Raw genomic sequence first — 15,196 nt, forward strand, 5'->3', positions numbered from 1 at the left:
GGCTGAGAGACCATGACCGACCACTCCGACCACCCCCACCACCCCGGCTACTCCGAGAAGGACGTCCAGCGCGAGGTCACCGAACTGGAGGGCAAGTCCGAGACGGCCGCCCGGCTCTTCGACATCCGGCGGATCATCGGCGGCCTCTTCGTGATCTACGGCGTCATCGTCACGATCGCCGGTCTCACGGACGACGACGCGGCGATCGACAAGGCCGAGGGCGTCAACATCAACCTCTGGACCGGGCTGGGGATGCTGCTCCTCGGCCTCTTCTTCCTGGCCTGGCTGAAACTCCGCCCCACGGCGCCGCCTCCACCGCCCAGGACGGACGACCAGACGCCCTGATCCCCGGGCGGGGGCGAGCCAGGAGTCCCTCGCCCCCGCCGCCCCTACCCGTCCCATCACTCCGCCAGGGGGCTGCCGCCCCCTGGACCTCCGCCATCGGCCCGAAGGGCCTCGTCCTCAAACGCCGGACGGGCTGCAGTCTCCCGGGACGACGCACCACTCTTGCGCAGTGCCGTCGAGGATCCCGGCCACGGCGGCAGCTCTCGCGCAAGTCCGAGCACCGCGACGGGCCGCCGCAGGCGTCATGGCTCCACCGGACCGGCCCGATCCAGCAACCCCGTCCGAGCCGCCAACGCAGCCGCCTCCAACCGCGACCCGACGCCCAGTTTCATCAGCACCCGTTGGACATGCGTACGCGCGGTCGACGGCGCGATCCCCATCCCCGCGGCGATCAGCCGGGTGTCCTCACCGTCCGCGACCCGGACCAGGACCTCGACCTCCCGAGGGGTGAGCATCTGCAACAGCCGCTGTCCCTCGTCGTCAGGTTGGGCCGCCGGGTCGAGCAACTCGCTGAAGGCGCCCTGCAGCAGAGAGGGCGCCACCGCGGCCTCCCCCGCCCGGGCCTTCATGATCGCCCGCTCGACACCCTCTATACGCTCGTCATGCCGCACATAGCCGGACGCCCCCGCCGCGAACGCAGCCGCGATCCCGCGAGGGCTCGGCACCGGCCCCAACACCAGGACAGCCACCTGCGGCCGCTCCCGCTTGATCTTCACCACCGGATCGAACATCCCCGGCTCCGCGGGCGAAGCAGTCCCCAGCAGACACACCTCGGGCGCCCGCGTGATCACCAACTCCGCCGCCCCCGCGGCCGGTGCCGCCGCGGCCAGCACCCGATGCCCCCTCAGCTTCAACGCCGAGGCCAACGCCTCCGCGAGCAATCGGTGGTCGTCGACCACCATGAGCCGCACTCCCATCGAGAAACCCCCCAGTCCCCCAAGACCCCTCCGCAGGGACAGAAGGAGCCCCCTCCCGACTCCCCAGCCCTTTGCTCCCGGAAGCTACACGCTTGTTCGACGTTGCGCGCCCCTACCGGTGAGAAGTGCCCCGGAACGACGGATTTTCTTGCTTTCCGCATTCAAGGGCGACGAGACGGTGTCAGGCCCGCCGCTCACTCCCCCGCCACCCGAGAGCGGTGCACGTGCCGGAGACCGAGCAGTTCGGTGACGGCCTCCAGCGGCCGCGGACTCCAGCCACGAACGCACCATGGCCGCCGCCTCATCGCCGGCACCCGCGTACCGGACGCCCCGCCGCGTACCACCTTGGCGAGGAAGGCCACCGCCCGCGGCTGGACGCCGAGCCGGTCCAGCAGGACGGCGGCGCCCACCGCGCCGTCGCCGAAGAGGGCGGTGCGGTGGGGTCCGGTGAAGGAGAGGCCGTACCGCAGCATCGCCGGGGTCACGTGAGCACGTGTGCGGGACATGGGGCCTCTGGAGTGTGCCCGGCGGGGGTACACCACATTGCGGGCGACTCCGGACACGGGTGAGCCGGCGGGTGGCTGGTAGGACGCACGCTCCGGGCACCGACCGGCAATGATCCTTCCTTGGTCGTCCAGGCTCTCACTGCTGTGATGTTGTCGGCGTCCAGACCGCCGCGGCCGGATGCCGCGGCTCCCACGGTCGTGCTCCCCTGGCGGCACCTCGCCCGCTGCGGCGGCGGGCAGCGGCGGTGCCGTGCGCGCCGACACCGCACCGACAACGCCACCTGACCCCGACCGACCTCAGCCCTGCGCGCCGAACGCGACCACATGCACCTTCCGAATGTCCGAACTCGTCGACGAGCTCGCGTACACGGCGGACATGTACAGCCGCCCCTGCGAGTAGATGATCTCGGAGTACTGCGGAGACAACCGCGTCTCCACATCCCGCACCGACCTCGACGCCGGATTCTCCAGCAGCTTCGTCTCCTTGAACGTGCCGCCGTCGATGCTCACGATCTGCCCGCCCTTGTCGTACGGCGGCCGCTTGTAGGCGATCAGGTTGCCGCCGTCCATGCGGAGCGGTGTCATCGTGTAGCGGTCGCCCGCGTCCGCGCGCTGGCCGGTCTGCTTGCCGGTGGCGAGGTCGAAGGCGACGATCTCGTTGGTCATGCCGTACGAGCCACGGCTGCCGTCGTGCTGCTTGGTCTCGACGTAGAGCCGGTCGTTGCCCACCACGACGCCCTTGCACTGCTCGATCGTGGTGACACCGGAGCAGCGGGCCTCGAACTGGTCGCTCGGCACGGAGATACGGATGCGCAGCTTGCCGGTCTTGTTGTCGATCGAGAAGACGTCCGAGAGACCGATGGAATCCGTGTCCCCGACCTCCGCGGCCACGACGAGCGGCTCGGTGGAGATCACGCTGGCGTACTCGACGCCCTCGGCCATCTTGTACTCGGAGATCACCGAGCCGGACTTCGGATCGACCGTCAGGACGTGCAGCTGAGGCTGCTGGTAGGAGCCGCACTTGCGGATCGTGACCAGCTTCTCGCCCCCGGCGTACCCGAGGTCGTAGCAGCCGTCGTCGGCCTTCGGGACCCAAAGCTGCTTGCCGGACTCGATGTCGAAGGCGGTGCCGCCGCGCGTGCCGCCGGCCGCGACGGTGTTCCCGCTGACGGTGATGTTGTCGAAGCGGATCGTCGACCCGTCCACCTCGGCGTGCTTGGTCCACAGCTTCTTGCCGGCGTCGAGGTCGATCGCCGCGACCTCGCTGCAGCCGTACGAGGGCTTGTCCTTGGTCGGCTTGCCGGGCTGGAACGCGACGGCCGTGAGGTTGTCGTCGTTGACGTGCTTGCTGGCCTGGCAGACCGGTCCGGGCAGTGGGATGGTCCAGAGCTTGGTGCCCTTGTCGGGGTCGTAGCCGACGATCTCGGAGACACCGCTCTTGACGTACGCCTTGTCGGTCAGCCACGAGCCGGACACGACGACACTGGTGTCGTCCTCGACCTTGGGCGCGGGGACCTGGAAGAGGACGGAGGAGTTGGTGTCGGAGGGCACCTTCTCGGTGCCGTCGGGGGTGTCGCCGCCCGCGCCGCCGCCCTCGCCGTCCGAACCGCCACTGGTGCCGCCGCTGGAGCCGGCGGTGTCGTCCTTGCCGGCGTCACCGGACTTGGCGTACCACACGCCACCGCCGATGATCAGCGCGATCACCACGACGGCCGCGGCCACGATGACGGCCAGCTGCGAGCTGGACCTGCCACCGCCGCCACCGGGCCCGCCGGCCTGGTGGTGCAGCGGCACGGTCTGCTGCGGATAGCCGTAGCCGGGCGGCTGCGGCTGACCGTACGGGGCCTGCGGCTGACCGTAGGGGTTCTGCGGCTGACCGTACGGGGCGGACGGCTGCTGGCCGGGGTAGCCGTAGCCGCCCGGAGGGGTCTGCGGGGCTTGGGGCGCCTGGGGCGCCTGCGGGTAGCCGTAGCCGGCCGGCGGGCCCTGCGGGGGCGGGGCCTGGGGCGGCGGCGGGGTCTGAGGCGGGCCGAAGCCGCCGCTCCCCGGCTGCTGGGGCGGCTGGTCCTGTGGCGGGCCGAACCCGCCCTGCGGGGGCTGGTTCGGCGGCGGAGGCGGCGGCTGGGTCATGGCGTGGGTACCTCAGGGGAGGGGGACGAAAGGGGCGGCAGCGAGGGGGATGTGCGGGGCACGCCTCACTTGCCGAAGACGAGAATCAACTTCTCCTTGGCGGCGTCGTTGCCGTTCAGCCGGGTGCTGGAGAGGTAGAAGCGACCGTCGGCCCAGTCGAACGCCTTGGTGAAGAAGCCTCGCTCGACGTCCGACGCGCTCGCCGGGTTCTGCAGCAGCTTCGTCGGCTGGGGGCTGCTGCCGCTGACCGGGATGGACACGACCTGGCCGCCCGCGTCGTACGACGGCTCGACGTAGGCGATGAGCTTGCCGTCCTCGACCTTGATCGGCAGCATCGACTCGTCCGCCGGGGACTTCACGCGCCACTTCTCCTTGCCGTTGGCGAGGTTGATCGCGACGATCTCGTTGGGGCCCGTGACGGCCTTGGTCGGCATGTAGAGGGTGTCGGCGTCGGCGGCCACGCCGGTGCAGCCCTGGAGGTCACGCTGGAGGATGGCCCAGCCGCACTGGGCGCCGATCTCCAGGGGCACGTCGACCTGCGAGCGCCGCTTGCCGTCGGCACCGAAGGTGGAGATGTTCCACTGCTTCTTGTCCTTGTTGGTGCTGTAGATGACCAACGGGTCGACGGAGAAGACGCGCGCGACCTTCCAGCCGTTGGCGAACTGCCAGGTCCACTTGGCCTTGCCGGTCGCCGGGTCGAGTTCCTGCACCTCGTCGTGCTCGTTGCTGCGGCTGGCGTTGCAGCCCGCCACGGCGATCAGCTTCTCGCCGCCCGCGAAGGCGTCCGGGAAGCAGGCGTCGCCGTACCGCTTCTTGTCCCACAGCTTCTCGCCGCTGTTGATGTCGTACGCGGTGCCGGACTGGGAGCGGGCCACCAGCAGCGTCTTGCCGGTGATGGACAGTTCGACGTCGAGCGTGCTGTCGAACAGCGCGCCCTGGGCGACCTCGGCCTTCCAGCCCTTGGCGCCGGTGTTGAGGTCGATCTGCTGGAGCTGGGTGCACTTGGCGCGGTCGCTGCCGCCGCTCATGTACGCGACGACGACCTTGTCGTCGGCGGACTTCTGCGGGGTGACCGCGCAGATCTTCTCGGGGAAGGAGATCGGGTCCCAAGTGGCTTCGCCGTCACCGACGTTGTAGGCGAAGACCTGCTTGTAGGCGGCCTTCACCGCGGTCTTGTCGGTGATCCACATGCCGGGGGCGTCGGCGCCGGAGCCGGGCGCGTCGGGCGCTTCCTTGTACCAGAGCACCCTTGAGTCGCCGGACTCACGGCCTCCGTTGAGGTTCTCCGGGTCGGCTCCACCGCCACCGCCACCGCCGTTGTCGGGGTCGTCGGTCGGGGAACCGGTGTTCTTCGAGTCGCCGCTCTCCTGGGCGACCGGCTTCTTCGGGTCGTCGTCGCCACCGCGGGTCACCGCGAACACGGTGCCGCCGATGACCGCCAGCGCCGCGACCGCCGCACCGACGGCGAGGGCGGGCTTGCCCTTGAAGGGGTTGCGCGAGCCGGGCTGCGGGGCGCCCGGGTACTGCGGCTGGGGCGGGTAGCCGTAACCCTGGGCGGGCTGCTGAGCGTAAGGGCCGGGCTGCTGCGGATAGCCGTACGGCCCCGGCTGCTGCGGCGGCTGGCCGTACGGGCCGGGCTGCTGCGGGTAGCCGTAGCCGGGCTGCGGGGCACCGGGCGGCGGGCCCTGCGGGGGCGGCGGCGTCTGGGGCGGACCCTGCGGCGGCGGGGGCGGGGTCTGCGGGGCGTCCTGCGGCGGCTGCGGTGCGCCGAAGCCACCCTGCCGCGGGTCCTGCGGTGCGCCGAAACCGCCCTGGGGCGGCTGGTTGGGCGGCTGGCTCATGAGCGGTTCCCCCTTGTGACCGGTGTGGTGCCACGTCCTGTGCCGTCACGTTTCCGCCACACCGACGGTTCTCAGACTGTTCTCAGACGGCTCTTTCTATCACCCGCCACCGACAGCGCACCGGGCCGTATCAGCCCCTGTTCCCAAGGGAGGACCGCCCCGTGATGCCCCCGTTATCCGCCTTCACGCCCCCTTCACCAGAGGCGCGCAGCGCCCCGGTGAAGGGGCGCGGGGAACTGCGCGACCAGCCACGACGGCGCCGCACACGACAACAGCCCCCCAGCGACGCTTCCGTAGTCGCCCCGTGAACCGCTACGCGCCTTCCGCAAGCTCCAGCCAGCGCATCTCCAGCTCATCCCGCTGCCCCGCCAAGTCCCGCAACTCCGCGTCGAGTTCGGCGACCTTCGCAAAGTCCGTGGCGTTCTCGGCGATCCGCGCATGCAGCCCGCTCTCCCGCTCGGAGAGCTTGTCGAGCTGCCGCTCGATCCGCTGCAACTCCTTCTTCGCGGCCCGCACATCGGCCGCGCTCTTCTCCGGCACGACCTTCTCCGCCCCCGGACCGGAGGTCGCGGCGGCGGCGACCTGCGCCTCCATCCGGTGCCGGCGCTCCAGGTACTCCTCGATGCCGCGCGGCAGCATCCGCAGGGTGGCGTCGCCGAGCAGGGCGAACACCCGGTCGGTGGTGCGCTCGATGAAGAACCGGTCGTGGGAGATGACGATCATCGAGCCCGGCCAGCCGTCGAGGACGTCCTCCAACTGGGTGAGGGTCTCGATGTCGAGGTCGTTGGTGGGCTCGTCGAGGAAGAGGACGTTGGGCTCGTCCATGAGCAGCCGCAGCAGCTGGAGCCGCCGCCGCTCACCGCCGGACAGGTCCCCGACCGGCGTCCACTGCTTCTCCTTGCCGAACCCGAACGTCTCGCACAGCTGACCGGCGGTCATCTCGCGCCCCTTGCCGAGGTCGACGCGCTCGCGCACCGCCTGCACGGCCTCCAGCACCCGCCAGTTCGGGTCGAGTTCGTCGACCTCCTGGGAGAGGTAGGCGAGTTTGACGGTCTTGCCGACGGCGATGCGGCCGCCGGTGGGCTGGGTCTCGCCGTCCGTCCGGGCCGCCTCGGCCATCGCCCGCAGAAGGGAGGTCTTCCCGGCGCCGTTGACACCGACGAGGCCGATCCGGTCGCCGGGGCCGAGCTGCCATGTCACATGCTTGAGCAGCACCTTGGGGCCGGCCTGGACGGTGATGTCCTCCAGGTCGAAGACGGTCTTGCCGAGCCGGGACGAGGCGAACTTCATCAGCTCGCTGCTGTCCCGGGGCGGCGGCACGTCCTTGATGAGCTCGTTGGCGGCCTCGACCCGGAAACGCGGCTTGGACGTCCGCGCGGGGGCGCCGCGGCGCAGCCAGGCGAGCTCCTTGCGGACCAGGTTCTGCCGCTTGACCTCTTCGGTGGCGGCGATGCGCTCGCGCTCGGCGCGGGCGAAGACGTAGTCGGAGTAGCCGCCCTCGTACTCGTAGACGGCGCCGCGCTGGACGTCCCACATGCGGGTGCAGACCTGGTCGAGGAACCAGCGGTCGTGGGTGACGCAGACGAGGCCGGAGCGCCGCTCGCGCAGGTGCTGGGCGAGCCAGGCGATGCCCTCGACGTCGAGGTGGTTGGTGGGCTCGTCGAGGACGATCAGGTCCTGTTCCTCGATGAGCAGCTTGGCGAGCGCGATCCGCCGCCGCTCGCCACCGGAGAGCGGGCCGATGACGGTGTCGAGGCCCTGCGGGAAGCCGGGCAGGTCGAGGCCGCCGAAGAGCCCGGTGAGTACGTCCCTGACCTTGGCGTTCCCGGCCCACTCGTGGTCGGCCATGTCCCGGATGACCTCGTGCCGGACGGTGGCCTCGGGGTCGAGCGAGTCGTGCTGGGTGAGCACGCCGAGCCGCAGTCCGCCGGAGTGGGTGACCCGGCCGGTGTCGGCCTCCTCCAGCTTGGCCAGCATCCGGATCAGCGTCGTCTTGCCGTCGCCGTTGCGCCCGACGACTCCGATGCGATCCCCCTCGGAGACGCCGAGCGACACACCGTCGAGCAGGGCACGGGTGCCGTACACCTTGCTGACGTTCTCGACATTGACCAGGTTGACGGCCATTTCTCTCCTGCCCAGGGGGACGATCGACCCTCCAGGGTAGTCGCGCCCACCGACGGCCCGGCACCGCGGGGATTTCCGGGCACGGGTGCGCCCCGGGGATCCCCCGTGTCCCCGGGGCGTACCGGTGTGCCGTGCCGTCTCGGCGTCAGCGGCGGGCGGCCGCCGCGCGGACCTCGCCGAGGAGGTCGTACATGATCTGGCCGGGGCACTCGGTGTCGAAGTAGTCGCGGTGACCGCCGACCGTGTTGGTGTCCTTCTTGGTGCCGTTGACCGGGTTGGTGTAGGTGACCTGGGCCTGCGGGTCCAGGCCCTTGAACCGGGCGATCACCTTGATCAGGCGGATCAGGGAGGCCTTGGCCGCGTCCGTCGGGGCCTGGGTGTCGAGGTTGCCGATCAGGGCGATGCCGAGGGCGCCGGAGTTGTAGCCGACGGAGTGGAAGCCGGTGACGAGGTCGCCGTCCGGGTTGAAGGCGGGGATGCCGTCGTCGCCGGAGTAGCGGCCCTCGTAGACGTTGCCCGCCTCGTCGATGAGGAAGTGGTAGCCGATGTCGCCCCAGTCGTTGGTGATCGCGTGGTACTCGTAGATCGCGCGTACCGTCGCGGCCGGGTCGGGGTCGTCGTTCGGCGTCGCGGTGTGGTGGACCGTGATCATCTGGAGCGGGTAGTACGTCTCGGGCGAGTTCACCGAGCCGTCCGGCTTGAACCGCTTGGACTCGTCGGCGCCCCAGGCGGCGCGCGAGAGGTAGCGGACGCCACGCACGCGCGTGGGCTCGCTCGGCACCTGCACGGTGCGGTTCGGGCCGTCGGTGGTGTCGATCGCGAGGGAGCGCACGCCCTCGATGCCGCTCGGGGCCTTGACCTCGTACGCGGTGGCGTTGCCGGCCGCGACCAGGGCCGTGCCGCCGTTCTCGACCGTCGCGCAGCCGCGGTGCAGGTTCTGCCAGCCGCCGTCCGCGAGCCGGATGGCGGCGCCCGTCTCCGCGCCGGACCAGCGCACCCCGACGTAGGAGGCGGCGAAGGCGGTGGTGGCGGCGCCGGTGCCGGTGGCGGCCTCGGTCCGGGTGGCGGGAAACTTCTCCGGCGTCGTACCGGAATCGCCGGAGCCGGACGCGGAGTTGTCGCTCTCGCCGGAGTCGGTGGCCGCGAACACCATCGGCGTGATCGCGGCTCCGGCGGCCACGGCACCGCCCGCGGCGATCACGCCACGACGAGACAGCGAGCGCTTTCTACGGTGAGACGGCTGGGCTGGGGTGGGGGATTCGGACACGGAAGTGTCCCCTTCCAGAAGTGCACTTGACGGTGGGGGGCCGGACACGGGACAGACACGGCCCGGCAGTTGAAACGTCAAGCGACCCTAACGGTCCCACCCGCCCCACGTGTACTGCGAGCGCAGTACATTCGTGTGGAGATCGGGCAAAGAACGCCTACTTGTGAGTACGGCGTCACGCTCCGGTGATCCGCACGACGGTGGCGCCCGGCGCGGGCCCCGACGCCGTGCGCACCGCGCGGCAGGTGCCGGACGTCCGCAGGGTCTCGGCCACCTTCGCCGCCGACTCGGGGTCGCGGGCGAGGAACGCCGTCGTCGGGCCCGAGCCGGAGACCAGCGCGGTGAGCGCACCGGCGGCACGGCCCGCGGCGAGGGTGTCGGCGAGCTCCGGGAAGAGGGAGAGGGCGGCGGGCTGGAGGTCGTTGGAGACGGCGGCGGCGAGCGCGTCGGGGTCGCCCTTGGCGAGGGCGTCGAGGAGAGGCTGGGAGGCGACGGGCTCGGGGATGACCGTGCCCTCGCCGAGCCGGTCGAACTCCCGGAAGACGGCGGGGGTGGACAGCCCCCGGCCGGCCATCGCGAACACCCAGTGGAAGACGCCGCCCATGTCGAGCACGCGCAGCTTCTCGCCTCGCCCGGTACCCAAAGCCGCCCCGCCGACCAGGCTGAACGGCACGTCGCTGCCCAACTCGGCGCAGATGCCGAGAAGTTCCTCGCGGGAGGCGCCCGTCCCCCACAGCGCGTCGCAGGCCAGCAGCGCACCCGCGCCGTCCGCGCTGCCGCCCGCCATGCCACCGGCGACCGGGATGTCCTTGGCGATGTGGATATGGACGGCCGGTTCGAGACCCCGGCGCTCGGCGAGGACGATCGCCGCCCGCGCGGCCAGGTTCGTACGGTCGAGGGGGACCTGGTCGGCGTCCGGCCCCTCGCAGGTGACCCGGAGTTCGTCGGCCGGGGTCACGGTGACCTCGTCGTAGAGGCCGACGGCCAGGAAGACGTTGGCCAGGTCGTGGAAGCCGTCGGGGCGGGCGGCGCCGACCGCGAGCTGGACGTTGACCTTGGCGGGGACGCGGACGGCGACGCTCGCGCTCACTTACTCGGACTCCTCGTGCCGGGCGGCGGACCGGGTGGCGGCTTCCTTGTGCTCCGCGATGCGCGCGAACTCCTCGACCGTCAGGGCCTCTCCGCGGGCCTGCGGGGAGACGCCGGCCGCGACGAGGGCGGCCTCGGCGGCGGCGGCCGAGCCCGCCCATCCGGCGAGCGCGGCGCGCAGCGTCTTGCGGCGCTGGGCGAAGGCGGCGTCGACGACGGCGAAGACCTCGCGCTTGGCGGCGGTGGTCTTGATCGGCTCGGTGCGCCGGGTCAGGGCGACGAGCCCGCTGTCGACGTTGGGGGCGGGCCAGAAGACATTGCGCCCGATGGCTCCGGCCCGCTTGACCTCGGCGTACCAGTTGGCCTTCACGGACGGCACGCCGTACACCTTGGAGCCGGGTGCGGCGGCGAGGCGGTCGGCGACCTCGGACTGCACCATGACGAGGGTGCGCTCGATGCTCGGGAAGGTGGCGAGCATGTGGAGGAGGACCGGGACGGCCACGTTGTAGGGGAGGTTCGCGACCAGCGCGGTGGGCGGCGGGCCCGGGAGCTGCGTGACGTGCATCGCGTCGGAGTGCACCAGCGCGAAACGGCCGGCGCGCTCGGGCATGCGGGCCGCGATGGTGGCGGGCAGCGCGGCGGCCAGGACGTCGTCGATCTCGACGGCGGTGACGCGGTCGGCCACCTCCAGCAGGGCGAGCGTGAGGGAGCCGAGTCCCGGGCCGACCTCCACCACCACGTCGTCGGGGCGGACCTGCGCGGTGCGGACGATACGGCGGACCGTGTTCGCGTCGATCACGAAGTTCTGGCCACGCTGCTTGGTGGGGCGCACACCGAGGGCGGCCGCCAGTTCACGGACGTCGGCGGGGCCCAGAAGGGCGTCGGGGGTGGGGCTGCTGCTCACGGCCACAAGGGTACGGGTCGCCACGGGCCGCACTCGTCCGCCCGTGGCCGACCCCGCCCGCGTGACTCACCCGTGCAACCGCTCCCCGCAGTGCGGCCAGGGACTGGCCCCCTGCCGCACGTACAGCTTCTTCGCCCGCATCGTCTGTTCCTCCGCCGGGGCGTCCTGCGGGCGGCCCTTGCCGCCGAGGTTCCGCCAGGTCTGGGTGTCGAACTGGTACAGCCCGCCGTAGTTCCCCGAGGAGTCCACGGCGTCCGGCCGCCCCCCGGACTCGCAGGCCGCCAGCCCGTCCCAGTTCAGCCCTCCGGCGGCGCGCACGGACGTCGGCAGCGGCTTGGTCCCGACCTTCACCACCTGGGTCTGCGGCTCGCGCACCACCTCGGACCTGATCCGCCGTGGCTTCTGTTTGACGCCGTTGACCGTGCGCAGGGAGTACGTGACCCGGCGCAGGCCCAGCCGGCCCGCCCGCTCGACGACCTCCGTGCCCTTGAACACCGAGGGGTCCTCGACCCGCTGCACGGCGAACTGGATCGCCTCGTCGTGGATCTCCTTGCGGCCGGTGATCCGCAGGACCGTGACCGCCTGCCCGTCGCGCGGGAAGCTGTCCTGGGGGACGGAGGTGGTGTCCTGTCCGCGCAGCGTGATGCCCGCCTGCCGCACGACCTCGCCCACGGTCGCGGCGTTGGTGCGGATGGTGCGTGCCCGGCCGTCCGCCATGATTGTCACGGCGCGTTCGGTCCGCACGTCCAGCGTGAGCCCCTCACGCCCGATGCGCCGGGAGCGCGACGTGGAGACGTACGCCCCCTCCGCGCGCACTCCGATCTGCCGCAGCGCCGCCTCCACCGTCCGCTCCGTCGTCCACACCTCGCGCCGCTGCCCGTCGAGGGTGAGCCGCACGGGCCGCCCGTAGCGCACCGCGATCTCGTCACCGCTGGTGAGGGCCGCGTCGGCGGCGGGTGCCACGGCGTCGTGCGCACCCACCTCGACGCCCTCCTCGTGGAGGAGTTCGGTGACGTCGTCGGCGAAGGTGTGCAGGGTGCGCGGCTTGCCGTCGACGTTCAGCTCGATCGCCTTGTCCTTGGCGACGAAGGCGCTCGTGCCGCCCGCGAGGAAGGCCACGACCAGGGCCTGCGGGACGAGCCGGCGCATGGGTCCGTCGCCCCGCTCGGCGAGCCGCGCCCTGCGCCGGTGCGCGGCGCGCCGGCCGCTGCGGGGGCGCACCACGGGCTCGTACGCCGTCTCGGGCTCCTCGTAGGCGGGCCGGTAGGTGTCCTCGCGGGCGCCGTACGGGTCACGCCCTTCGTATCCCTCGTAGCCGCCGTACCCTTCGTACCCCTCGTACGCGGGTCTGTACGTGTCCGTCCGCGTCGGATGCGTCGCCGGCCCGCCCGCAACGCCGTACGCCAGCGTCTGGACGCTGTGCGGGTCGAAGCCGCCGTACCCCGGGGGCCGGTGGGCCGGGCTCGGGCCATACGTCTCGTACTGCGCGTTGCTCACGACGACACGCTCCAGCGGAGGGGTCCGTTTCAGGGCCCCCAGAACCTAGCGGAGCGGTGAAAACTCTCCAAAGCGACGCGACTACCGACAGTCGCGACAAGTCGGAGGTGTACCCCTGCGAGCGTTATGCGGCGGTTATCCGTCAGTAGCCGAAGGCATGTGCCGTGTTCGCCCCGAGGGCCGTCGCCAGCGCGTCCTCGTCGATCCCCCGGACGGCGGCCATGGCGCGCACCGTGATCGGAATGAGATACGGCGCGTTGGGCCGTCCGCGGTACGGCGCCGGCGTGAGGAAGGGCGCGTCGGTCTCCACGAGGAGCAGCTCCAGCGGGGCCACCGCCACCGCGTCCCGCAGATTCTGGGCGTTCTTGAAGGTGACGTTGCCCGCGAAGGACATGTAGTAGCCCGCGCGGGCGCACACCTCGGCCATCTCGGCGTCGCCGGAGTAGCAGTGGAAGACGGTCCGCTCGGGGGCGCCCTCCTCCTTCAGCACCCGCAGCACGTCCGCGTGGGCCTCGCGGTCGTGGATGACCAGGGCCTTGCCGTGCCGCTTGGCGATCTCGATGTGGGCGCGGAAGGACGCCTCCTGCGCCTCCTTGCCCTCGGGCCCGGTGCGGAAGTGGTCGAGGCCGGTCTCGCCGACGCCCTTGACCTGCGGGAGCGCGGCGAGGCGGTCGATCTCCGCGAGCGCCTCGTCGAGCGCCCGCGCGCCCCCGGGCTCGCGCGCCCCCTGCCGCGACCAGCCGTCGGGGTCCCCGTGCACGATGCGCGGCGCCTCGTTCGGGTGCAGGGCGACGGTCGCGTGCACGGCGTCGTACCGCGCCGCCGTCTCGGCCGCCCACTGGGAGCCGCGTACGTCGCAGCCCACCTGCACGACCGTCGTCACCCCGACGGACGCCGCCTTGGCCAGAGCCTCGTCCACCGTGCCGGACTGCATGTCGAGGTGGGTGTGCGAGTCGGCGACCGGCACCCGGAGCGGCTCCGGGAGCGGCGGGGCGGCGTGCTTGTCGGGGGTGTTCGAAGGCATGCCCCGATCCTACGAAAGGAGCATGCCGTCGAACGGGTCGGCCTTGCGCGCCGGCGCCGGGCTCAGCTCGCCTTGCGGTGGAAGACGTGCAGGAGGTCGGAGAGGTGCCAGTGGTGGTCCTCCTTGGACGCCGCACCGTTCGACGGCACGCCCGGCACCTCCACGGGACCGGCCGGCGGCACCCGGCGCTGCTGGTGCACCGCGTCGCGCACCGACGAGACCCGCCCCGGACGCATGATCCGGACGAGGTGGTTGTCGCAGTTGGGGCACGTGGGCCGGCTCAGGGGCGACGGCACGACCTGGCCGTCGGCCACGTACATCACGAACTCACGGCCTTCGCCGTCTATGTGGTGCTCTATTTCGTACGACTGCTCCCAGCCGTGCCCGCAACGCATGCAGGCGAAGGAGTACGACTCGTTGACGACGGCGGTCGCACCGTTGCGAAGGCCAGTGTGTCCGGTGATCTCGCTCATGCCAGCTCCTGTGGTCCGCTGGTGGGACGGGTTGCGTCCCACCACCCAGTGGACTCCTCCGCAGGAGCGAACGCACGCCATCTGTCCACTGTTGGGGGCGACTTGGACGTTCCTTGCCGAAAGGCCCGGCTCCCTTTACCCCCGCATGGGGCGCGCGCTCATGCGATATACGCCCTGCTCACACGGCGTTTCACGCCCCCGCGTTCTTGGCCGCCACCACGGCGTCGAAGACCTCCCGCTTCGGCAGCCCGGCCTCCGCCGCCACCGCCGCGATGGCCTCCTTGCGCCGCTCCCCCGCCTCTTCGCGCACGCGAACCCGGCGTACCAGCTCCGCGGCGTCGACCTCCTCGGCGCCCTTGTCCGGCGCGCCCTCGACGACCACGGTGATCTCCCCGCGCACTCCCTCGGCCGCCCAGGCCGCGAGCTCCCCGAGTCCGCCGCGCTTGACCTCCTCGTACGTCTTGGTCAGCTCCCGGCACACGGCGGCCCGCCGGTCGGCGCCGAGCACCTCGGCCATCGCGGCGAGGGTGTCGTCGAGGCGGTGCGGGGCCTCGAAGTAGACGAGGGTCCGCCGCTCCTGGGCCACCTCCCTGAGCCGCGACAGCCGCTCGCCGGCCTTGCGCGGCAGGAACCCCTCGAAGCAGAACCGGTCGACGGGCAGCCCCGACAGGGCGAGCGCGGTCAGCACGGCGGACGGCCCCGGCACCGCGGTGACCTTGACGTCCTTGTCCACCGCGGCCGCGACCAGCCGGTACCCGGGGTCGGACACGGACGGCATCCCGGCGTCCGTCACCAGCAGCACCCGCGAGCCCGCCAGCAGGGCCTCGACCAGCTCGGGTGTCCGCGCGGCCTCGTTCCCCTCGAAGTACGACACGACCCGCCCCGTCGGCTGCACGTCCAGCGCCTGGGTGAGGCGCTTGAGCCGGCGCGTGTCCTCGGCGGCGATCACGTCCGCGCCGGCGAGTTCCTCGACCAGCCGCGGTGGGGCGTCCTTGACGTCGCCGATGGGGGTGCCTGCCAAAACAAGGGTTCCTGTCACGTTTCCATCCTCGCAGGGCGCATCCGCGCGACTGTCACAG

The 15,196-nt window shown here is 71.8% G+C and carries 13 protein-coding genes; 1 reads left to right on the forward strand and 12 read right to left on the reverse strand.

The annotated features are described in order from the left end of the window. Nucleotides 1–12 precede the first annotated feature (12 nt). Nucleotides 13–345 (forward strand): hypothetical protein, encoded by a 333-nt coding sequence (locus tag ACZ4UU_RS05155; protein WP_468036555.1) that lies wholly within the window; start codon nt 13–15, stop codon nt 343–345. 242 nt (nt 346–587) lie between these two features. Here the strand turns inward: ACZ4UU_RS05155 and ACZ4UU_RS05160 are convergent, their stop codons facing one another. The 12 genes from ACZ4UU_RS05160 to rsmI all read right to left on the reverse strand — a co-directional run bounded on the left by ACZ4UU_RS05160 (nt 588) and on the right by rsmI (nt 15,156). After that, nucleotides 588–1,262 (reverse strand): helix-turn-helix transcriptional regulator, encoded by a 675-nt coding sequence (locus ACZ4UU_RS05160; protein ID WP_468036556.1) that lies wholly within the window; start codon nt 1,260–1,262, stop codon nt 588–590. Nucleotides 1,263–1,456: 194 nt separating this feature from the next. Continuing rightward, nucleotides 1,457–1,768: a hypothetical protein gene (locus tag ACZ4UU_RS05165; RefSeq protein WP_468036557.1), complete on the reverse strand. Its 312-nt coding sequence runs from the start codon at nt 1,766–1,768 to the stop codon at nt 1,457–1,459. Between the two features lie 297 nt (nt 1,769–2,065). Beyond that, nucleotides 2,066–3,898, reverse strand: coding sequence for an outer membrane protein assembly factor BamB family protein (locus tag ACZ4UU_RS05170; RefSeq protein ID WP_468036558.1), 1,833 nt, complete (start codon nt 3,896–3,898; stop codon nt 2,066–2,068). A 65-nt stretch (nt 3,899–3,963) separates the two neighbouring features. Next, nucleotides 3,964–5,739: an outer membrane protein assembly factor BamB family protein gene (locus ACZ4UU_RS05175; RefSeq protein ID WP_468036559.1), complete on the reverse strand. Its 1,776-nt coding sequence runs from the start codon at nt 5,737–5,739 to the stop codon at nt 3,964–3,966. 312 nt (nt 5,740–6,051) lie between these two features. Next, nucleotides 6,052–7,863 carry an ABC-F family ATP-binding cassette domain-containing protein gene (locus ACZ4UU_RS05180; RefSeq protein WP_468036560.1) on the reverse strand — a complete coding sequence of 604 codons (1,812 nt, stop codon included), beginning with the start codon at nt 7,861–7,863 and terminating at the stop codon, nt 6,052–6,054. Nucleotides 7,864–8,008: 145 nt separating this feature from the next. Then, nucleotides 8,009–9,064, reverse strand: a complete 1,056-nt coding sequence (locus ACZ4UU_RS05185) for an N-acetylmuramoyl-L-alanine amidase (RefSeq protein ID WP_468036561.1) — start codon at nt 9,062–9,064, stop codon at nt 8,009–8,011. A gap of 241 nt (nt 9,065–9,305) precedes the next feature. Continuing rightward, nucleotides 9,306–10,220 carry a 4-(cytidine 5'-diphospho)-2-C-methyl-D-erythritol kinase gene (locus ACZ4UU_RS05190; RefSeq protein WP_468036562.1) on the reverse strand — a complete coding sequence of 305 codons (915 nt, stop codon included), beginning with the start codon at nt 10,218–10,220 and terminating at the stop codon, nt 9,306–9,308. Then, nucleotides 10,221–11,123, reverse strand: coding sequence for a 16S rRNA (adenine(1518)-N(6)/adenine(1519)-N(6))-dimethyltransferase RsmA (gene rsmA, locus ACZ4UU_RS05195; protein WP_468036563.1), 903 nt, complete (start codon nt 11,121–11,123; stop codon nt 10,221–10,223). It lies immediately after the preceding gene. 66 nt (nt 11,124–11,189) lie between these two features. Further along, nucleotides 11,190–12,620, reverse strand: coding sequence for a ubiquitin-like domain-containing protein (locus ACZ4UU_RS05200; RefSeq protein WP_468036564.1), 1,431 nt, complete (start codon nt 12,618–12,620; stop codon nt 11,190–11,192). 142 nt (nt 12,621–12,762) lie between these two features. Continuing rightward, nucleotides 12,763–13,644 (reverse strand): TatD family hydrolase, encoded by an 882-nt coding sequence (locus ACZ4UU_RS05205; protein WP_468036565.1) that lies wholly within the window; start codon nt 13,642–13,644, stop codon nt 12,763–12,765. Nucleotides 13,645–13,706: 62 nt separating this feature from the next. Then, nucleotides 13,707–14,117 (reverse strand): hypothetical protein, encoded by a 411-nt coding sequence (locus ACZ4UU_RS05210; protein WP_468036566.1) that lies wholly within the window; start codon nt 14,115–14,117, stop codon nt 13,707–13,709. 190 nt (nt 14,118–14,307) lie between these two features. After that, nucleotides 14,308–15,156, reverse strand: a complete 849-nt coding sequence (rsmI, locus tag ACZ4UU_RS05215) for a 16S rRNA (cytidine(1402)-2'-O)-methyltransferase (protein ID WP_468036568.1) — start codon at nt 15,154–15,156, stop codon at nt 14,308–14,310. Nucleotides 15,157–15,196 lie beyond the last annotated feature (40 nt).

This window comes from Streptomyces sp. NPDC028907 (genome assembly GCF_055564995.1).